The 18,047-nt window shown below is 74.7% G+C and carries 19 protein-coding genes and 1 tRNA gene; 6 read left to right on the forward strand and 14 right to left on the reverse strand.

Features of this window, described 5'->3' with window-relative positions; genetic code table 11:
- The 6 genes from ACSNOC_RS00395 to ACSNOC_RS00420 all read right to left on the reverse strand — a co-directional run bounded on the left by ACSNOC_RS00395 (position 1) and on the right by ACSNOC_RS00420 (position 4,831).
- A complete protein-coding gene (locus ACSNOC_RS00395) occupies positions 1–735 on the reverse strand; it encodes a D-Ala-D-Ala carboxypeptidase family metallohydrolase (protein ID WP_436745138.1) in 735 nt (244 codons plus the stop codon).
- Between the two features lie 128 nt (positions 736–863).
- The gene (gene def, locus ACSNOC_RS00400; protein WP_436745139.1) at positions 864–1,493 is read right to left on the reverse strand and encodes a peptide deformylase; all 630 of its coding nucleotides are present in this window, start codon (positions 1,491–1,493) and stop codon (positions 864–866) included.
- A 79-nt stretch (positions 1,494–1,572) separates the two neighbouring features.
- Positions 1,573–2,571 carry a tetratricopeptide repeat protein gene (locus tag ACSNOC_RS00405; protein ID WP_436745140.1) on the reverse strand — a complete coding sequence of 333 codons (999 nt, stop codon included), beginning with the start codon at positions 2,569–2,571 and terminating at the stop codon, positions 1,573–1,575.
- A 208-nt stretch (positions 2,572–2,779) separates the two neighbouring features.
- Positions 2,780–3,097, reverse strand: coding sequence for a mycothiol system anti-sigma-R factor (rsrA, locus tag ACSNOC_RS00410; protein ID WP_436745141.1), 318 nt, complete (start codon positions 3,095–3,097; stop codon positions 2,780–2,782).
- Positions 3,094–3,723, reverse strand: a complete 630-nt coding sequence (locus tag ACSNOC_RS00415; RefSeq protein ID WP_436745185.1) for a sigma-70 family RNA polymerase sigma factor — start codon at positions 3,721–3,723, stop codon at positions 3,094–3,096. Before ACSNOC_RS00415 ends, rsrA begins: the two co-directional genes overlap by 4 nt.
- 280 nt (positions 3,724–4,003) lie before the next feature.
- Entirely contained in the window at positions 4,004–4,831 is an 828-nt protein-coding gene (locus tag ACSNOC_RS00420) for an SOS response-associated peptidase (RefSeq protein ID WP_436745142.1), read from the reverse strand.
- Between the two features lie 172 nt (positions 4,832–5,003).
- Here ACSNOC_RS00420 and ACSNOC_RS00425 point away from each other — a divergent pair, with 172 nt between their 5' ends.
- Entirely contained in the window at positions 5,004–6,296 is a 1,293-nt protein-coding gene (locus ACSNOC_RS00425) for an SCO2400 family protein (RefSeq protein WP_436745143.1), read from the forward strand.
- A 35-nt stretch (positions 6,297–6,331) separates the two neighbouring features.
- On the opposite strand, the gene ACSNOC_RS00430 is transcribed toward ACSNOC_RS00425, so the two are convergent.
- On the reverse strand, positions 6,332–8,854 hold the full coding sequence (locus ACSNOC_RS00430) for a WD40 repeat domain-containing protein (protein ID WP_436745144.1): 2,523 nt from the start codon (positions 8,852–8,854) through the stop codon (positions 6,332–6,334).
- A gap of 16 nt (positions 8,855–8,870) precedes the next feature.
- Entirely contained in the window at positions 8,871–9,893 is a 1,023-nt protein-coding gene (locus tag ACSNOC_RS00435) for a hypothetical protein (RefSeq protein ID WP_436745145.1), read from the reverse strand.
- Between the two features lie 292 nt (positions 9,894–10,185).
- On the opposite strand from ACSNOC_RS00435, the gene ACSNOC_RS00440 reads away from it, so the two are divergent.
- The gene (locus ACSNOC_RS00440) at positions 10,186–10,911 is read left to right on the forward strand and encodes a GntR family transcriptional regulator (RefSeq protein WP_436745146.1); all 726 of its coding nucleotides are present in this window, start codon (positions 10,186–10,188) and stop codon (positions 10,909–10,911) included.
- 38 nt (positions 10,912–10,949) lie between these two features.
- Here the strand turns inward: ACSNOC_RS00440 and ACSNOC_RS00445 are convergent, their stop codons facing one another.
- Together ACSNOC_RS00445 and ACSNOC_RS00450 are read right to left on the reverse strand one after the other, a co-directional pair.
- Positions 10,950–11,825: a spermidine synthase gene (locus ACSNOC_RS00445; RefSeq protein WP_436745147.1), complete on the reverse strand. Its 876-nt coding sequence runs from the start codon at positions 11,823–11,825 to the stop codon at positions 10,950–10,952.
- A 52-nt stretch (positions 11,826–11,877) separates the two neighbouring features.
- Positions 11,878–12,240: a hypothetical protein gene (locus tag ACSNOC_RS00450; RefSeq protein ID WP_436745148.1), complete on the reverse strand. Its 363-nt coding sequence runs from the start codon at positions 12,238–12,240 to the stop codon at positions 11,878–11,880.
- Positions 12,241–12,413: 173 nt separating this feature from the next.
- On the opposite strand from ACSNOC_RS00450, the gene ACSNOC_RS00455 reads away from it, so the two are divergent.
- Complete coding sequence (locus ACSNOC_RS00455) at positions 12,414–13,832, forward strand: hypothetical protein (protein ID WP_436745149.1); 1,419 nt, start codon at positions 12,414–12,416, stop codon at positions 13,830–13,832.
- A gap of 52 nt (positions 13,833–13,884) precedes the next feature.
- On the opposite strand, the gene ACSNOC_RS00460 is transcribed toward ACSNOC_RS00455, so the two are convergent.
- The gene (locus ACSNOC_RS00460; RefSeq protein ID WP_436745186.1) at positions 13,885–14,508 is read right to left on the reverse strand and encodes a histidine phosphatase family protein; all 624 of its coding nucleotides are present in this window, start codon (positions 14,506–14,508) and stop codon (positions 13,885–13,887) included.
- A 171-nt stretch (positions 14,509–14,679) separates the two neighbouring features.
- Here ACSNOC_RS00460 and ACSNOC_RS00465 point away from each other — a divergent pair, with 171 nt between their 5' ends.
- From ACSNOC_RS00465 to ACSNOC_RS00475, 3 genes are all read left to right on the forward strand, one after another.
- A complete protein-coding gene (locus ACSNOC_RS00465) occupies positions 14,680–15,579 on the forward strand; it encodes a phosphatase PAP2 family protein (RefSeq protein ID WP_436745150.1) in 900 nt (299 codons plus the stop codon).
- Between the two features lie 7 nt (positions 15,580–15,586).
- Positions 15,587–15,925, forward strand: a complete 339-nt coding sequence (locus ACSNOC_RS00470; RefSeq protein ID WP_436745151.1) for a hypothetical protein — start codon at positions 15,587–15,589, stop codon at positions 15,923–15,925.
- Between the two features lie 61 nt (positions 15,926–15,986).
- A tRNA-Lys gene (locus ACSNOC_RS00475) sits at positions 15,987–16,060 on the forward strand.
- A gap of 534 nt (positions 16,061–16,594) precedes the next feature.
- Here the strand turns inward: ACSNOC_RS00475 and ACSNOC_RS00480 are convergent.
- The 3 genes from ACSNOC_RS00480 to ACSNOC_RS00490 form a co-directional block, all read right to left on the reverse strand.
- The gene (locus tag ACSNOC_RS00480; protein WP_436745152.1) at positions 16,595–16,936 is read right to left on the reverse strand and encodes a hypothetical protein; all 342 of its coding nucleotides are present in this window, start codon (positions 16,934–16,936) and stop codon (positions 16,595–16,597) included.
- Positions 16,937–17,266: 330 nt separating this feature from the next.
- The gene (locus tag ACSNOC_RS00485; protein WP_436745153.1) at positions 17,267–17,557 is read right to left on the reverse strand and encodes a hypothetical protein; all 291 of its coding nucleotides are present in this window, start codon (positions 17,555–17,557) and stop codon (positions 17,267–17,269) included.
- 101 nt (positions 17,558–17,658) lie between these two features.
- On the reverse strand, positions 17,659–18,012 hold the full coding sequence (locus ACSNOC_RS00490) for a hypothetical protein (protein ID WP_436745154.1): 354 nt from the start codon (positions 18,010–18,012) through the stop codon (positions 17,659–17,661).
- Positions 18,013–18,047: the final 35 nt, after the last annotated feature.

Raw genomic sequence — 18,047 nt, forward strand, 5'->3', positions numbered from 1 at the left:
TCAGATGCCGCAGCTCGACGCCGACCAGGTCTGGGACGACTTGTGCGCGACGTGCGTGTGGTCGCCGTGTCCCGGGTAGCCCGGGCCCAGAATCTCGCGCCAGCCGTGGTAGCGGGCGCGCTGGGCGAGGGTGCACAGCGACGGACTGCCGACCAGGTCGACGGCGTCCCCGTACAGGTGACGGCTGGTGGAGGAGCCACCGACCGCGTTGTTGCAGGCGTAGGACCGGAAGCCGCTGCTGACGTTGATCGGCACGTCGCCCAGGGCGTGCCGCATCGCCTCCAGCTTCCACATGTTGACCAGCGCGTTCGCCCGCGCCTGCGAGGCGCTGACGGCGCCGCCCGACCAGTCGGAGTTGCAGCGGTTCAACTCCGCGTAGGAGAAGTGGATCGGCGTGCAGTCGTCGTCCTGGAGGGCGTAGATCTTGTTGAACGTCTGCGAGCCGGCGACGCCGTCGGCCGGGAGCCCGTACGCCGACTGGAAGCGCTGGACGGCCGCCGCCGTGGCCGGGCCGTAGGCGCCGTCGATCGCGAGCACGTTGCCGTAGCCGGGGTAGCCGGAGACCCGGATCTGGAGCTGCCGCACGTCCTCGCCCGACATGCCCTGGCTGAGGGTGCGGGTCCAGGTGTAGCAGCCGTCGGCGTGGGCGGTGCCGGCCGTGGTGACGGTCCCGATCAGCGCTGCTGACGCGACCATGACAATCGTGAGCAAGACGCGTACCGCGCGTCTGTACATGCCGCCTCCGTGGGGTGAGAGGGAGATAGCTCCGAGGGTGACCCATCGGTCAACGCGCGTCAACCGCGCGAGCGGGACGCCAGGGCTCTCGCCCCGGGACGTCCCGCCGCTCTTCTCCCCCGCGTCACCTACGCGTTGGGTACCGTTGCGTAGCGCGGCGTGCCCTCGGCCATCATCTGGAGGGCCTTCTTCCGGTCCCGCTTGGAGAGGCGGTCGATGTAGAGGCGGCCGTAGAGGTGGTCCGTCTCGTGCTGGAGGCAGCGGGCGAAATACCCGGTGCCGCGCACCGCGATCGGCCGGCCGGACGCGTCCTGGCCGCGCACCACCGCGTAGTCCGGGCGCGGCAGCTCCCAGTAGGCGGTGGGGACGGACAGGCAGCCCTCGTTGTTGTCGTCCAGCACCCGCGCGTCCGCCGGGAGCTCCTCCAGCACCGGGTTGCAGACGACGCCGACGTGCCGCACGCCCTCGTCGTCCATGCAGTCGTACACGAAGACCTTCAGGTCCACGCCGATCTGGTTCGCCGCGAGCCCGACGCCCTCGGCCGCGCGCTGGCTGGCGAACATGTCGTCGATGAGGGCCGCGAGCTTGTCGTCGAACTCCGTGACGTCCCGGCACTCCTTGTGCAGCAGCGGATGCCCCACGACGGTGATCGGCCGGGCCGTACCGCGCTCACGGTACGCCCGCTCCCGCTCCTCACAGTCCTGGGTGTCGTCGATGAACTCGTCGCTGACCCGCTCATCGGTCTCTTGCTGCGCCATGGTCGGCCCGTATGCCTTTCGGTCATGCTCCGCGTGATCCGTACAGCTTACGACCCGCGCGAGGGCGACCCGTCGGGCCTCAGCAGACCTCTTCGAGATCCCGCCAATCTCTGGTGTCGGGGCTGTCCGCGACCCAGCCGTCCAGCAGCCCGCGCACCAGCGAGCCCGGCGCGGCCAGCCCGCACTCGCGCTCGGGCGACCACAGCCCGCTCGCACCGGCGCCCGTGTGCCCCAGCGGCCCGGGGGCTCCCGGCGCGCTGTGGTCGTGCGGGTCGTGCAGCGCCATGCCGTCGCCCTCCTCGCTGGGCATCCGGCTCTCGGAACACGCCCGGCACAGCAGCCGCACGGACGACGACCAGTCCTCCGCCGCGTACCCGGCGTCGGCCGCCAGCCGCTCCAGCGCGTCCCGGTCGGCCTCGGTGGCGGCCTCGATCAGCACCACCCAGGTGGGGACCGCCGACGGCGCCCACAGCTCGATCTCGTCGAAGACCGGGTAGACCGAGGCGACGCCGCCGCTCGTCGTCGTCCGCTCGCCGCGCGGCACGCCGTCGTGCAGCACCACCTCGCCCCAGCGCCGCCCGGAGGAGGGCAGCGGGATGTTCTGCACCTCGATCCTGGCCGGATCGAGCCGCCGGCCCCACACCACCTCGGCCTCGCCCTCGGGCGAGAGCCGGACGGCGGCGCCGCCCAGCTCCATGCCCAGCGGCTCGTCCGTGACCGAGGGGGCGCCGGGCACCGGCAGCCCGTACGCCTGCCAGGCGCGGCGCGCCAGCGGCCAGTCCTGGAGGGCGGTGGCCGCGATCCCCACGTTCCACCAGTCGGGGGCGTTGGCGTCCTTCTCCAGCAGGGCGACGGCCCGCAGCCCGGCCGAGCGCGCCAGCTCCCAGTCGTGCCGGAACTTGTGCAGCAGGGCCAGGTTGAACCAGGACTCCGACAGCCACGGCTCCAGGTCGGCGGCACGCGTCAGGAGCGCGTCCGCGTCGTCGTAGCGGCCGTCGTCGATGAGGGTGAACGCCCGGTTGGTGGCCAGCCGCCAGTCCGTGGACGGCCGCTGTCGGACCCTGCCGAAGATCCTCACGATGTCCTGCCTGATTCCCGCTTGGTAGCGTGCACTTCACACTTCTCCTGTCCGTCCCGGACCGCATCCAACCATGGGCGGACAGGTGCCTGCTCACAGGATGGGACAGCCGGACGCCACGCGCGAGACGGCGGACGACCAGCGGGACGAAAAACGGTGGCCCCGTGCGCGGTGCGTGCGCACGGGACCACCGTGAGAAGCGGCGCCGCTAGCCGTCGGCGGGGCGCTCGGCGCCCTGGGCGGGGGCCGGAGCCGGGGCGGCTGCGGCCTCCCCGGCGCGGATCATGTCGATCCGTCCCAGCACCTTGGCCCGCAGGTCGGCCGGTACCTCGTCGTGGCCGCAGCAGCGCTTCACGAGCTTCTTCACCGACTGCTCCAGCCCGTACTTCTCCAGACACGGAGAGCACTCGTCGATGTGCTCCTGGAACTTCGCGCAGTCGCCGTCCGGCATCTCGCGGTCCAGGTACTCGTACAGCCGGTTCAGGACCTCGGAGCAGTCCTTCGGGTGCGACTGTTCACCACTCATGATCCTGAGCCTTCCTGGGACCCGGCCGGGACGAGGCCGCGCTCGCGCGCGTAATCCGCGAGCATGTCGCGAAGCTGCCGACGGCCGCGGTGCAGCCGGGACATCACCGTACCGATCGGGGTACCCATGATGTCCGCGATCTCCTTGTACGCAAACCCCTCGACATCCGCCAGGTAGACGGCGATGCGGAACTCCTCGGGGATCGCCTGGAGGGCCTGCTTCACGTCGGAGTCGGGCAGGTGGTCCAGCGCCTGGGACTCGGCCGACCGCAGCCCGGTGGACATGTGCGACTCGGCGCGCGCGAGCTGCCAGTCCTCGATGTCCTCGGCCGCGCTGCGCTGCGGCTCCCGCTGCTTCTTGCGGTAGGAGTTGATGAAGGTGTTGGTGAGGATGCGGTACATCCACGCCTTGAGGTTGGTGCCCTGGCGGAACTGGTGGAACGATCCGTACGCCTTGGCATACGTCTCCTGCACCAGGTCCTCGGCGTCCGCCGGATTGCGGGTCATCCGCAGGGCGGCGGAGTACATCTGGTCCAGATAGCCCAGCGCGTCGCGCTCGAAGCGCGCGTTGCGCTCGGCATCGGTCTCCTCGTGCGTCCCCTCGTCCGTCCCGGTGACCGGACCCACCTCCTCCGCAAGGGTCAGGAGCCCGCCCACGGGCTCATCCGCTTCGGAGGATAGACGACGACCGGGCCCGGTGGCCGGTCGGGACGACCGCTCGGCGGCCAGCCGCAACGTCGCCCAGTCCACCTGGGCCGCCGTCCGACGGAGGGTGCGGTCCGCCGGACGCGGGGGGCATGCGATGGAACCCATCGGGCGATCTCCTCTACCAGTGCCTGTCGCCCGTGAGAACACCCGCACCCGGCGTCGCATTCCCCCTGAACCCCTAGCACTTCCCCCTGAACCCCTAGAACAGGGTCTCCTCCTCGGGCGCGGGCAGCTCCGTGACCAGCTCCGGCCCGTTGTTCCGCACGTTGCTCACCGCGAGCGGCACCGGGTACGCCCGGAACCGGCCGGGGGGCGGCGGCGCGAGCAGGGTCCGTATCTCCTCGGGGTCGGAACGGCGCGGGTCCAGCCAGGCGTCCCAGCGCTCGGGCGGGAGGGCCAGCGGCATGCGCGGGTGGATGTCGGAGAGCGAGCGCGGACCGCGCCCGTCCGGTGCCCCGGCGTCGAGGCCGGGGAGCGGGGCGGTCTCGGCCTCGGTGGTGATCACCGCGCACGTCGCCCACCAGGCCCGGGGGTGGTCGTCGGGGAGGGTGCTGTCGCGCCAGAACTCGAACAGCCCGGCCAGCGCCATCACGGAGCCGTCGGCGGGCGTCACGAAGTACGGCCGTTTGCGGGGCCGCTTCCGCTTCCCCTTCACCTCCTCCTCGCGCTCCCCGGCACCGGTGGCCCACTCGTAGTACCCGTCGGCGGGGAGCAGGCAGCGGCGCGAGGTGAAGGGGCGGCGGTAGGCGGGCTTCTCGTGCACGGTCTCCGCCCGCGCGTTGATCATCTTGACGCCCGTGTCCGGCGACTTCGCCCACGAGGGCACCAGTCCCCAGCGCAGCACGCGGAGCTGGCGGACAGGGGTCGGCCCCTGCTCTTTGACCGGGCGGTCGAGGACGGCGTACACCTCCTTGGTGGGCGCCACGTTCCAGTCGGCGGGGAGAGCCTCGGCCGGCTCCCACCGCTCGATGTCGAACAGCCCCACCAGGTCCTCGGGCCGCCGGCTCGCCGCATACCGTCCGCACATGGGGACCAAGGGTAGTGGCCGGGTACGACAGGCCGCGGCGGGCAGGGCAGAATAGCCCGCCACCGCCGGGCGCCGAAGTCTTCTGTGGACGGGAGGATGCCGGAAAGACGCCCGCCGCTAAGGTGTTCGCCACCCTCAACAACTGTCCCCGTCGGTGCGGATCGAGGAGCCAATGCACTACTGCGTAACATGCCAGAGGCACCTCAACGGTGCGCTCATATGCCCCGGTTGCGGCGCCTCGGCCCCCTGGTCCGCGCCCCTGGTGCCCGTCGAGCTCCCCGATTCCGGGACGGGACCGTACGCGGACGGGCAGCGGGCGGACGGCGGGGACGACGCGGGCGCGGGGCCGCAGGACGACCGCCCCGTCGTCTACGCCGACCGCGTGTACGCCCCGGCCCCCAGCGAACCGGAGACGGCCCACGCCCCGGCCGATCAGCGGGACGACGACCACCCCCCGGCCGAGGGGCACGACGGCACCGCCTACGGCACCGGCACCGGCGCCGACCTGGTTCCTTACCCCGCCGCCGATCACCGGACCGTGGAGCTCTACGGCTGGCACGGCTACGGCCACGCCGGGCCCGGCTACGCGCCCGTCGGCGGCCACACCCCCGCGGACCCGTATCCCGCGGCCGGTCCGCACCCCGCCGACCACGCCGGGGACTACCCCGGCGACTACGCCTACGCCGACGACCACCCCGCCCATCCCGCCCTCCTCCCCGGGGCCGCGGTCGCGCCCGCGGCCGGCGGCGGACTCCACCCGGAGGACGCCTACGCGGTGGCGGACGACGACGGGCCCGCGACGGCCGTCATCGGGACCTACGACCTCGCCGGCGACCGGGACGCACCGGAGCCGTCCGACGACGCGTACGACGCCGAGGACGAGGACGACGACGAGCCCGTCGCGGCGGCGGGCGGCGCGGGGAAGCACGCCGTGGTCCGCCGCACCGGCCGCCGCTACCTCGCCGCCACCCTGCTCGGCCTCGCCGTGCTCGGCCTCGCCGTCTCCGAGGTGGGCGACGTCGTGATGCCCTCCCTGGTGCCGTCCCTCGACCCCGAACAGGACACCGGCGCCGCCGAGTCGCCCGATCCGTCCGGTGCCGCCGGGGACGAGGGCGACGGCGACGGCGGGGCGGGCACCGACGGGTCCGTGGCGCTGCCGTCCTCGCCCGGCGGCACGGCGGAGCCCACCGGGGACGCGGCGGAGGAGGACGGGGACAAGAACGACGAGGACGAGCGGGGGAACCGGGAGGACGAGGACGAGGCCCGGCCGACCGTGGACGAGAGCGGCGCGGTCGAGACCCCGCCCGGCGGCGAGTCGCCTTCCGCGTCGCCCTCCGGGCCGGACCCCGGCGAGAGCCCCTCCCCCAGCCCCGGCGAGCCGTCGCCCACCGACGCGCCGTCGCCGTCCCCGACCGAGGACGACGATGACGACGACGGCGGCTGCTTCCTCTTCTGGTGCTCGTGAGCGCCGCGCCCCCCGCGCACCCAGCCCGTGACGTACTACAGCGGCCAGCGCCGCGCCCCGTACTGCGTGACCGTGACCAGCGCCCGCCCGTCCGGCGCGAGCGCCACCCCGCCGTCCGCCCTGCCGAACGGCATGTGCGCCAGCACCGCGCCCGTCGCCGCGTCCCACACGGCGCCCCAGCCGTGGCTGCCGGGGAAGTACGCCCTCGGGCCGCCTGAGACCGCCGACCACACCAGCGTGCCGTCCGGCTGATCGTGCATCGACAGGTCGCGGACCGCGATCCGCGGCGCGACCGGCGGGACCTCCCGGTCCCCGGCCAGCGGCAGCGTCCACAGCGCGGCGTGCCCGTCGTCCGTGGAACCGGCGACGGCCAGCCGCGTGCCGTCCGGCGCGAACGCCAGCCCGGTGATCTGCCGCAGCCGCGCGGGCTCGGCCCGCAGCAGCGTCTTGCCGGTGGCGACGTCGCGGACGGTGACGCGGCTGAGGTCGTCGCGGGCGCCGAACGCCACGCGTTCGCCCGCCGTGTCCAGCGCCGCCATGTCGACGCGCGGTCGCCGCCAGTGCTCGGGGTGGCGGGCGGGCTCGGTGATCTCGCGGATCGTTTCTCCTGTCGCGGCGTCCACGACGACCACCCGGCCCACGGTGTGCGCGGCGAGCGCCAGCCGGGAGCCGTCGGCGCTGAACGCCAGGCGCAGCCGGTCGCGGCCGTGCGGCGCGGCGGGCGGCAGCGGGTGGCGCCAGCGGGTGCGGCCGGTGGCCACGTCGGTGAGGACGAGACAGGGCTCCTCCCCCAGCAGCGCGCGGGCCAGGACGTCGCCGCGCGGTCCGAAGAGGAGGTCGGCGACGTACGCGGCGCCCTCGACGGCGGGCAGCAGGGACACCTCGGGCGGGGCACCGGCCTCCGGCCAGCGGCACAGCACCTGCGGGCGGTCGGCCGAGCGCCGGTCGAGCTTGGCGCAGAACGCGAGGGCGCGGGCGTCGTCCGCGATGGCGGCGACGGTCACCGACCAGTGCGAGCACGGCAGTTCGCCGCCCGCGGGCGCCTCGCCCGCCGCGCCGCCGGCCAGGGACGCGGGCAGCCCGGTGAGCAGCACCTGTCCGGGGCACTCCCGCGCGGGCGGCGGTGGCGCCGCGTCGTCGGGCCGGGCCAGGCCGTCGAGGAACCAGGCGTCGATGTCCTCCTGCACGACGACCAGGGCCCGCCCGTCCGGGGTGAACGCGGCCAGCGCGCTCGCCGGGTCGGCCCACAGCGTCTGGCCGCGCCCGTCGAACAGCACGGAGCCGAAGTCCGCGCCGATGAAGGCGAACGGGCCCGCCGCCGTCCAGATGGCCCGCGTGGTGACGGCGGCGGTGGGCGAGTCGGCGTCGAGGCCCTCGGTGAAGCCGGTGGGCCGCAGCAACTCCCCGGCGCTGACCGCCAGTCCGCCGGGCCGCGGGCGAAGGGCGAACAGCCGCGCGGCCGGTCGCGCCGCCGTGGCCAGCCCGGCGCCCTCGGGGGAGCCGCCGACCGCGCCGCCCACCGCGAACAGGCCGCTGCCGTCCGGCGCGAGGGCCAGCGCGCCCACCGAGGTCAGCCCGGTCTCGGCGGTCGCCAGCACGGCACCGGTGGCCACGTCGCGCAGCACCACGCGCCCGGCCGGGCCGGCGTGCGCGAGCACGTGCCCGCGCCAGTCGAGGGCCACCGGGCCGAACGCGTCGCGCGCGTCGGGAACGCGCAGCAGCGTCCCGCCGGTTGTGGCGTCGAGGACGGCGACGACGTCGGAGCTGCCGGTGCCGACGGCCAGCCGCTGCCCGTCCCCGGAGAACGCGAACCGCACGAGGTCGTCGCGGCTGAGGCTGAGGTCCCGGCCGCGGTCGGGGACGACCTCCCACAGCGGCTCGCCGGTCCGCGCCGACCAGGCGTGCCAGCGCCCCTCGACGGCCGTCACCACCGTCCGGCCGTCCGGGCTGACGTGCAGGTCGTACGCCTCGTCGCGGTGCTCGCCGCCGCTGAGGTACCAGCCGAGCGGGGCGTCGCGGGTGGTGTCCCAGCGGACGATGTCGCCGCCGCTGTGGTGCCATTCGGCGGCGGCGGCCAGGGCGAGCCAGCGCAGGCCGGGCGGGGCGCCGACGGCGCTGGCGCCGTTGTAGAAGTACGCGCCCCGGCCGGCGCCGGGGCCGTCCGGACCGCCGGTACCGTCCGCGCCGCCGGGGCCCGCGCGGCCGTCGCCCGAGGCGACGTACCCGGTGCCGTGGAGGAGTTCGGCGAGGAGTTCGTCGACGATCTCCTCCGTGAAGTCGTCCTCGGCGGCCACCGGCACGGTCCCGGTCTCCACGTGGTCGAGCCGCCCGAGGCGGCGGGTGCCGGCGAGGGCGTGGTAGGGGCGGACGTCGCCCGCGACCCACTGGGCCCACCAGTGGTCGGGCATCGGCCGCTGGCCCGCCGGCCAGCGCAGCACGCGCGGGGTGACGGCGGCGAGCCGCCGGTCGTCGAGCCGTTCGAGCAGCGCGCACAGGTCGCGCCAACCGGCTTCACTGGGGCGGGAGTCGAGGAGACGGAACAGATCGGTGGTGGTCACGGGCCGGTCCTTGCTGTCAGCCGAGGTGGTAGGCGCGCACCTCGGCAGTGGTCGCGACGACCAGCGCACGGCCGTCGGGAGTGAGCGCCCAGGCCGTGGAACGGCCCAGGTCGGGGACGGAGAGCAGCCGTTCGCCGTCCTTCAGGTCCCACACGGTCACGGTCCGCCCCGCCCGTACGGCGGCCCGTGGCCCGTTCTCCCCCCACACCGGCCGGACGAGCTGCTGCCATGCCTCCCCCGGCAGCGCGGCCAGTGCCCGTCCGGTCCGCTCCCCCGTCCCCAGGTCCACGACGACCCCGGCGGCGGCCCCCGCCACTGTGCCGACCGCCGCCAGCGAGCGGCCCCCGGGGGCGAAGACCAGCCCGGAGCACCAGTCGAGGCCGGTGGCGTGGACCGTCATGCCGCCGCTCGCGGTGTCCAGCACGGCGACGGCGCCGTCCTGCGCCCGCTCCCAGGAGCGGCACAGCCGGAACGCGAGCCGGGAGCCGTCCGCGTCGAGGGCGACGGCCTCGCTGCCGCCGGCCGCCCCGGCCGGCTCGGCGACCTGGCGTCCGTCCGCCGCCGCCCAGGCGACGACGGTCCGGCTGTCCTGGTCGCAGCCGGCGACCACCCGCCCGTCGCCGCTGACCGCGAGCCGGATGCCGCCGGGGTCGCCGTAGCCCGCCCAGAGCGGGCGGTTGACCAGGCGGCGCCAGCGTTCGCCGGCCTCCCAGTGCACGACCTCCCCGAGCTGCTGCTCGTCGTTCCCGCCGAGCGACACCGTCAGCGCGGCCCCGCCCCGGCTGAGCACCAGGTCCCGCACCACGGCCCCCGGAACCCGGCGGGCCAGGGTCACCCGCTCCGGCGGCCGGCCGGAGCCGGGTTCGAGCACCAGCAGCTCACCGAAGCCGGGGAACCAGGGCGCGGCGGTGGCCACCGCCACCCGGTCCAGGCCGTCCGTGGCGGCGACGGCGCTCACCCGCTGCGCGGCGGCCGGGCGGCCGGGCAGCGGCCGGAGGATGTCCAAGTCCCCGGGCTCACAGAGGTGCCGAACAACCATGACACGGACACTAGACCGCGCCGGCGGGCGCGGGGGATGCCTTTCGCCAACTGCGACCGCACCTCGACGGGTGTTTCATCGCGCGTGGTCTGCTGTTCGGGCGCACGCCGGGTGAGGGGGTGTGCGCGGGCTGGGCGCGTGGCGGGCGCGCGCCGGCACCTTCGGCCGGATTTTCTCTTGCCAGTGTCAACTGCCCCTGTCCACTGAGGAGTTACTGGCGCTTGACCAGGTACCCGGCCGCTGCGACGCTCCCCGGTGGACCCGTTGCCCTGCCAGCCGGAGGAGGAGCGAAGTGGCTCTGCCGAAGTACGAACAGATCGCCTGGGAGTTACGCGGCCAGATCGTCCGGGGAACCCTGGCCGCCGGCGATCCGCTGCCGTCCGTTCCGGAGATCTCGGATCACTGGAGCGTCGCGAAGGCAACGGCCGAACGGGCCATCGGCGTGCTGAAGGTCGAGGGGCTGGTCGACACGCGGCAGGATCACGGGACGTTCGTCAGGGACCGGACGCTCCTGGCCCGCACGGCGGGCGAGCGGTACCGCACCGCGCGCGAGACGGGCTACGCGTACACCGCCGGGGAGCACGCCGAGATACTGGCCGCGGAGGAGGTGCACGCGCCGGAGGACGTGGCGACGGCGCTGGGCATCGCCACCGGGGACCGGGTCGCGCGGCGGCACCGGCTGCGGTTCACCGGCGACCGGCCGCGGTCGATGTCCTGCTCCTGGTTCCCCGTCTGGATCCTGGTCCACTGCCCGCGCCTGCTGGTGCGGGAACGGATCCGTGAAGGCACCACGCGCTACATCGAGTTGCAGACGGGAAGGAAGCCGCACACCGGCCGCGACACCTGGACGGCGCGGCTGGCGACACCGGAGGAGCGGGAGGTGCTCCGTCTCGACGAGCCGGCCGCGGTGGCCGAAATACGGCACATCACCTTCGACGCGACGGGCGAGGCGCTCGCCTACGAGGTCGGGCTGAAGCCGGGCGGCGGCTGGACGAGGACCCAGGAATACCCGATGTGAACGGGGACCGCACCGGGCGGCACCGCGCCCGCCGCGCCCTAGCCGAACGTGCCCGCCGGTGGGAGTGGGGAGGCGACGGCCGTGGTGTCGGTCACCACCGGGGCGCCCGCCGTAAAGTCGGCCAGTTCCCGCCCGGTGAGCAGCCGCGCCGCGTGCGGGTCGCGGGCGAAGCGGCGGGTCAGCTCGTCGGCGGGCAGCGCGGCGTCGCGGGCGCACAGGATGCCGTTGCCGAACCGCCGGCCGCGCAGCACCGCCGGGTCGGCGGCCAGACCGGCGGCGGCGAAGCGGCTGAGCGCGGTGGCCACCTGGCCGCGCAGGTGCGCGAGCGGCGGCCCGTCCGTCAGGTTGGCCGCGTACCAGCCGCCGGGCCGCAGCACCCGGCGCGCCTCGTCCAGGAACTCGGCGCTGGTGCAGTGGGCGGGCGTGCGGGTGCCGTCGAAGACGTCAGAGATGATCAGATCGGCCCAGCCGTCCGGGACGCGGCCGAGCATCTCCCGCGCGTCGGCGGCGCGGACCCGGACGCGGGCGCCGTGCGGCAGCGGCAGCGCGCGGCGGACGAGCGCGGTCAGGCGCTCGTCGGGCTCGGCCACCTGCTGCGTGGAGCGGGGCCGGGTCACGGCGATGTAGCGGGCGAGGGTGAGCCCGCCGCCGCCCAGGTGCAGCGCGTTGACCGGCTGCCAGGGCGGGGCGGCCAGGTCGGCGAGGTGGCCGAGCCGCCGCTGGTAGGCGAACGCGAGGCGGGTGGGCTCGGCGAGGTCCACATGGGACTGCGGCGCCCCGTCGAGCGACAGCTCCCAGCCGTCCGCGCGGTCCGGGTCGGGCGTGAGCCGGGCCAGGCCGCCGCCCACGGGCTCGGCCACGGTCTCCCGCCCGCCTCCGGCGCCGCCCGCGCGCCGCTGCCTGTTCCTCGCCACCTCCCCAGTGTGGCGGAGGGCGCGCCGGGTCGTGACCGTGCGGGGTGCCTCGTCAGCGCGGCTCGCAGCGGTCCACGACCGCGAGCAGGCGGACGGCCTCGCTGAGGGCCGCGCGCAGACGTTCCGGCTCGGTGGCCTCGGCGGCGGTGCCGCCCGGCGGCACGAGCCAGCCGCTGCCGGTGACCGGCGGCTGGGCACCGCACCCGGACCCGCCGAAGGTCTGGATGCAGGCGCTGCCCGGGAGGTCCCAGCCCTGCGCGGTGCCGGGCGGGACGATGAAACCGAGAGTGTCGCCCTCCCGGTCGTGCAGAACGGGGCCCACGTCGTGGCGCAGACGCAGGATGTCGACGGCTTCCAGGCCCTGCCGGGCGGGAACGGTGACGAGATCGCAGGGCTCCGCTTCGCCGGTATCCATGGGATCCTCCTCGTTCGACTGTCGGGTGCGTTGTTCAACGCGCGACTCCTGTCAACGGCTACGGCCCAGAACTGCCGCAAAGGGTGGCAGTTCATGGCAGATCGCGGGCAGAATGTCCTGTTTACAGGGAAAACGCACGGTAGTCGACTGTTCACAGCGGGTACCTTCCGCCCATGGCGACGTCATCATCCGCGTCCCGGCCGGACGGCCATCCCCCGGTCCTCAACCACGTCTTCCGTCAGCTCCGCGGCGCGAAGTCGCAGGGCGAATTCGCCGCCGACGTCCGGCGCGCGGGGCGGGAGATCGGTGAACGGGTCTGCTGCGACGCCCGGTACATCGGTCGCGTCGAAGCGGGTGAGATCAGGTGCCCTAATTACGCCTATGAACGGGTATTCCTTCATATGTTCCCGGGGTACACGCTGACCGATCTCGGCTTCGAGGCCCGGCAGGTCGTCCGCCGGCGCAGGCCGCCGCGGGGCGACCGCACCACACCCGGCCCACCTCGGACACCCGAGACGGACCACACGGACTTCACGGAGGAGGGCGACGTGCTGCGTCGCGCGTTCATGACCGGCGGCCCGGCCGCCGTCGCGTCCCTGACCGCTCTGGGGTCGCTCCCCGCCTCCGCCGGGGCCGCGCGCCCCGGCGGAACGGAGGCCGCCGCCCTGCGGCGAGCCGTCCGCGACATCCGTCTGCTCGACGACCGCCACGGCGCCGACGCGCTGTACCGGCCCGCCCGCGACACCCTCCAGGCGGCCTTCGCCCTGCTCGGCACCGGCGCCGTGCGCCAGCGTGTGAGCGATCAACTCCACGCGGCGGCCGGGGAGCTGGCCATCTCGGTGGGCTGGCTGGCCCACGACTCCGGCCGCCCCGACCACGCCCGCTCCCACTACGCCGAGGCCCTGGCTACCGCCCGGATCAGCGGCGACCCGGCACTGGAGGCGCACGCGTTCTGCAACGCCTCCTTCCTCGCCCGCGACGCCGGCCACCACCGCGAGGCCGTGCGCTCCGCGCAGGCCGGGCAGCACGCGGCGCGCCACCTCGGCTCCGACCGGCTGCTGGCGCTGCTCGCGCTGCGGGAGGCCGCCGGCTGGGCCGGGCTGGGCGACCGGACCGGCGCCCAGGAGGCGCTGGACCGCGCCCGCACCCGCTACGAACGGGGCGCCGCGGACGCCGATCCGGAGTGGATGTCGTTCTTCGGCGACGCCGAGTTCGCGGGCCACGAGGCGGGTTGCTGGGCGATGCTGGGCGACTGGGCCCGCGCGAGCGCCTGCCAGCGGCGGGCGGTGACGGAGGCCGGGAGCGATCCGCACTTCGCGCGCAACACCACGCTGTACGCGGCGCTGCTCGCGCAGTACCTGGTGGCCTGCGGCGAGCCGGAGGAGGCGGCGGCGTTCGGCAACCGGGCGCTGGACGGGCTCCACCAGGTGCGCTCGACCCGGGTCACGTCCCTGCTCGACCGCACGGCGCGGCGCCTGCGTCCGCTGGGCGGGGACGCGACGGTGGCCTCGTTCCTCGACCGCAGGCGCGCGTACCGGGCGCCCGCGGTGCCGGTGCTGCCGACGTTCTCGGTGCGGACCCTGAGCGCGTGAACGACGAGCCGCGCGGCGGCGGCCCGCGCGGGGGCCCGCGCGGCGGCGGGCGTCAGGCGCCCGGCTGCCCGGAGTCCAGGTGCCCGGTGTCGTTCCACCGCTCGATGGCGGGCTCGCCGTAGGACCAGCTCAGCGCCGACAGCGCCGCCGCGTCCAGGCGCAGCCGGGCGGCGAACCGGACGTCGAGGCCGAGCCAGCGGGCCGCCACCGCGCGCAGGATGTGGCCGTGCGCGAAGACCACCGTGTTCCGGTCGGCCGCGTGCGCCTCGTGCGCCCAGGCGACGACCTCGTCGGCGCGCGCGGAGAGGTGTTCCAGGGTCTCGCCGCCGGTCACGCCGTCGCGCCAGATCACCCATGGCCCGCCGTGCCGTTCGGAGATCTCCGCGGTGGTCAGGCCCTCCACGTCGCCGTAGTCCCACTCGCGCAGCGCGTCCCAGGTCGTGGCGCGGTCGCCGAATCCGGCCAGTTCACAGGTGTCCCTGGCCCGGGACAGCGGACTGGTGCGGATCTCGGCGTCCGGCAGCCCGTTCCACGGCGCCTGGTGCAGGCGCGCGCCCAGCACCTTCGCCTGGGACCTGCCCTCGTCCAGCAGCGGCACGTCCGTGAGTCCGGTGTGGCGCCCGGCCACCGACCAGGCGGTTCGTCCGTGCCGGATCAGCAGGGTGCACGCGGGCATGAGGGTCCTCTCGTTTGTCACACGTATCACTCATCATCCCGCACGCAACCGAAAGAGGCTCCCCGGCGTCTGTTCCCCCGGACTTCGCCTTACGGTGGGATGCGACCAACCCCCGGCTGGCCCCAGCCGATAGGACAGCCGACGACGATGTGAACCTGGAGTCTGACGACCATGCCCCGAGACCGGCCGCGCTGGTGGACCGAGCTGCTACTGATCGTGGTCGTGTACGGGGCCTACTCGGCCGCCCGGCTCATGGCCCGGGGCGACGTCGAGACGGCTGTCGCCAACGGGCTCGCCATCCTGCGGCTGGAGAAGACCCTCTGGCTGAGCGCCGAGGAGCCGCTCAACGAGCTGTTCACGCAGGAGGCGTGGCTCGGCATCCCGTCCAGCTTCGCCTACGCGTCGCTGCACTACCTGGTCACACCGGCCATCCTGGTCTGGCTGTTCCGGCGCCGCCCGCTGCACTACCGGCTGATGCGCACCTGGCTGCTGGCCTCGACGCTGCTCGGGCTGGTCGGGTTCACGCTGATGCCGACGAGCCCGCCCCGACTGCTGCCCGGCACACACGGGTTCGTCGACAGCCTGGCGCAGTACAGCGGCTACGGGTGGTGGGCCGGTGAAGCGAGCGCGCCCAGCGGCATGGGCGATCTCACGAACCAGTACGCGGCGATGCCGAGTCTGCACGTCGGCTGGTCGGTGTGGTGCGGAGTGGCACTGTGGCACTACGGAGCGCGCACGCCGCTCATGCGCACCCTGGCCGTGGGGTATCCGCTGATAACCACGATGGTGGTGATGGGCACCGCGAACCACTACTTCATCGACGCCCTCGCCGGCGTCGCGGTCATGACGGCCGGACTGCTGCTGGCGCGCCCGCTGCTGCGGCTGTCGAACCGGATCCGCGTCCGGTACGCGCTGGACCGGCCCGCGCCGGGCACCGAGCACGACGCGATCCCGGCGCCGTCCCTGGGCCCGACCGTCATCGCGGCGCGCGGCAGCGCCCGTCCGCTGGAGCTGGCACGGCAGAATGGTCCGGCGCAGCGCGACGCCCACGCGCCGAACCTTGGAGGCTGACCGTCCGATGCCCGCGCCCGACGAGCCTCCCCGCCGCTACCACCGCCCGGCCCCGCTGTTCTTCGAACCGCCGGCCGGGCAGGCGGACGAGGAGCACTTCTTCGCCCTGGAGACGATCACCGACCCGCACGAGCTGCTCGGCCGCGCGACGGAGCTGGCCGTGGCCTTCCAGGCGGCGGCCGACCGTTCCGTGGAGTTCCAGGCGATCGCCGCGGCCCAGCTCGCCGACCCGCGGCGGTTCGACAGCCTCCCGGCGGCGGCGATCGCGGATCGCGCGGGGTGGACCGAGGACTACGCGCTGAAGATGATCGAGTACGGCCGTGAGCTGCAACGGCGCCGTTCCTAGGGACTCGCGAACCGATTTTTGTTCCGTCGGATCGGGGTGCTAAGGTCTACGACGTCAGCAGGCGCCGCTAGCTCAGTTGGTTAGAGCAGCTGACTCTTAATCAGCGGGTCCGGGGTTCGAGTCCCTGGCGGCGCACAGCGACAAGGGCGCCCCGCCCGGCGAAAGCCGGACGGGGCCCCCTTCTTGGTGCCGCCGTCGCGTCGGATGCGGAAGCGCCCGATGTGACCGCCCGCACACCGCTGGACGACTCCTTGACCCCGGACGTTCCGGGGCCAGGGCATCGACAGGGCTCTGCCGGACCGCGCGGTCGCCCACCCGCCGCCGTGCGGGCGCACCGGCGGATGGGCCCGCCCTGTGCGGCTGCCCGGGCACCACGCTCGACCGGGGCCCCGGCGAGGGCGAGACGGCGTTGCTGCCGAACCGGCCCCAGGACCCGGCCCAGAGCCTCCCCCACCGATCTGCGCGCGCCCCGCCGCACCCCGCCCGGACGCCCCCATGGACGAGACGGACCCAGGACCGCGTCGCAGAACCGCCCGATGGCCGTCGACGCCCTTCCGGGACGCCTTCGGGAGCAGGCCGACAGCCACGCCGGATCGGCACCCGAGGGGCTGGCACCGCCGCCTTCGCCCACGGCCGGAACGGCGCCTCTCCCGGCTTCCGCGACACGCTTCAGCCGGCGCCCCCCGACTCCGGCTCCTCGGCCTCCTCCGGGTCCTCCTCCTCCGGCACTTCGACGAAGACGCTCTTCCCCTGGTCGGTGACCCGGTACTCGCCGGGCTGGATCACCATGTCGACGGCGCCCGCGCAGTTCACCGACTCGTGGATGACCGCCGGGTGGTCCATGTCGTTGAGCACGCGCATCGGGGACGACCCGGTGTCGGTGTAGCAGCCGCTGGGCGAGAGGTGCTCCGTCCCGTTGATGACGAGCCGCCCGTTGGCGGCGTGGGCGGGCCCGGGGACAGCGGCGAGCGCGAGGGTCCCGGCCGCGAGCACGGTGACGACAGGTCGCACGGTGATGCCTCTCCTTCAACTGACGGACGGGGCACACGGTAGGCGATCACGCGACCCCACACAGTCACCCGCACGAGGGGCACCGGCCGTCTGTATCGATTCCGTCACCGCCGGTACGGCGGCCGGTGATGGTGGCGTGATCGCGCCAGGGAGAGCCGTGGAGGGGGAGTCGTGGCGCGCGCAGACATCCGGTGTAGGTGCTGCCGGGCATCGGCGGCAGCGTGCTCCGGGCTGCTGCTCCGGCCGGGCCGGCTGGCGGCGGACGAGCCGGCGCGGGCGACCGGCCTGATCCGCGCAGGCGGCTACTGCCCGGCCGGGCCTACGCGGTCCTCACCGACCAGGAGGCCACCCACCGGGCACGCCTTCGCCGCCCTCGACCGGGCGGACATCCCGCTCCTCGGCCCGGTCCTGGCCGCCCGGCCCGATGTCCTCGGCGGTGCCCCCGGCGTGCTGCTGGCCACCGCCGTCGCCGCGGCCACCGTCGAGCCCGGCGAGGCCCGCGCCCTGGCCCGGTTCATCGCGGACCACGGCACCGATATCCAGCGCCGACCCCACGCGATCCGCCTCCGCCGCCTCGCCCCCACCGTCCCGCTCGCGGCGGAACCGGCCGATCTCGTCCACCCCGAGGAGGCCCCGGCTCCGGCTGGATCACCACGCCCCACCGGCCGACCGGCGGACCGGCGGACCGGCGGCGGTGTCCGGAGGAGGGGTCCGGGCCCCGGTCAGGCGTCCGTCGTGCGGCGGTGGCGGCGACCGCTGGTGCGGAAGGCGTGGACCGCGTGGCCGAGGCCCGCCGCCGTGCGGACCGCCTGGTCCCACGTCAGGGCACGCGGGCCGACCGCGAGCAGCGGGCCCGCCGTGCGGTCGCCTATGAGGCGCGTGAGCAGACCGGCGGCGCGTTCGCCCGCGACGCCGGTCCGGTCCACGTCCGCCACGTCCAGTGCCAGCAGGTCGAGCACCCGCACGTCGCTCTCCCACAGCAGCAGCCACAGGGCGCGGTGCACGAGCGGTACCGACTCGTCCGCGAGCAGACGTTCGAATCGGTCGATGCTGATGTTCTCAGCCGAGATCGCCATGGCCCGGCAGTATTCCGGCAGAGCGGTCCGCGCGT

Origin of the sequence: Streptomyces sp. URMC 129 (assembly GCF_051386415.1) — a bacterium.
Lineage (GTDB): Bacteria > Actinomycetota > Actinomycetes > Streptomycetales > Streptomycetaceae > Streptomyces.

Bases quoted from the DNA above. Each gene is read 5' to 3' on its own strand.
- ACSNOC_RS00470 (WP_436745151.1), top strand. From the start codon at position 15,587: ATGCCCGCGCCCGACGAGCCTCCCCGCCGCTACCACCGCCCGGCCCCG.
- rsrA (WP_436745141.1), bottom strand. From the start codon at position 3,097: ATGAGTGGTGAACAGTCGCACCCGAAGGACTGCTCCGAGGTCCTGAAC.
- ACSNOC_RS00460 (WP_436745186.1), bottom strand. From the start codon at position 14,508: ATGCCCGCGTGCACCCTGCTGATCCGGCACGGACGAACCGCCTGGTCG.
- ACSNOC_RS00395 (WP_436745138.1), bottom strand. From the start codon at position 735: ATGTACAGACGCGCGGTACGCGTCTTGCTCACGATTGTCATGGTCGCG.
- def (WP_436745139.1), bottom strand. From the start codon at position 1,493: ATGGCGCAGCAAGAGACCGATGAGCGGGTCAGCGACGAGTTCATCGAC.
- ACSNOC_RS00420 (WP_436745142.1), bottom strand. From the start codon at position 4,831: ATGTGCGGACGGTATGCGGCGAGCCGGCGGCCCGAGGACCTGGTGGGG.
- ACSNOC_RS00455 (WP_436745149.1), top strand. From the start codon at position 12,414: ATGGCGACGTCATCATCCGCGTCCCGGCCGGACGGCCATCCCCCGGTC.
- ACSNOC_RS00450 (WP_436745148.1), bottom strand. From the start codon at position 12,240: ATGGATACCGGCGAAGCGGAGCCCTGCGATCTCGTCACCGTTCCCGCC.
- ACSNOC_RS00490 (WP_436745154.1), bottom strand. From the start codon at position 18,012: ATGGCGATCTCGGCTGAGAACATCAGCATCGACCGATTCGAACGTCTG.
- ACSNOC_RS00435 (WP_436745145.1), bottom strand. From the start codon at position 9,893: ATGGTTGTTCGGCACCTCTGTGAGCCCGGGGACTTGGACATCCTCCGG.
- ACSNOC_RS00465 (WP_436745150.1), top strand. From the start codon at position 14,680: ATGCCCCGAGACCGGCCGCGCTGGTGGACCGAGCTGCTACTGATCGTG.
- ACSNOC_RS00425 (WP_436745143.1), top strand. From the start codon at position 5,004: ATGCACTACTGCGTAACATGCCAGAGGCACCTCAACGGTGCGCTCATA.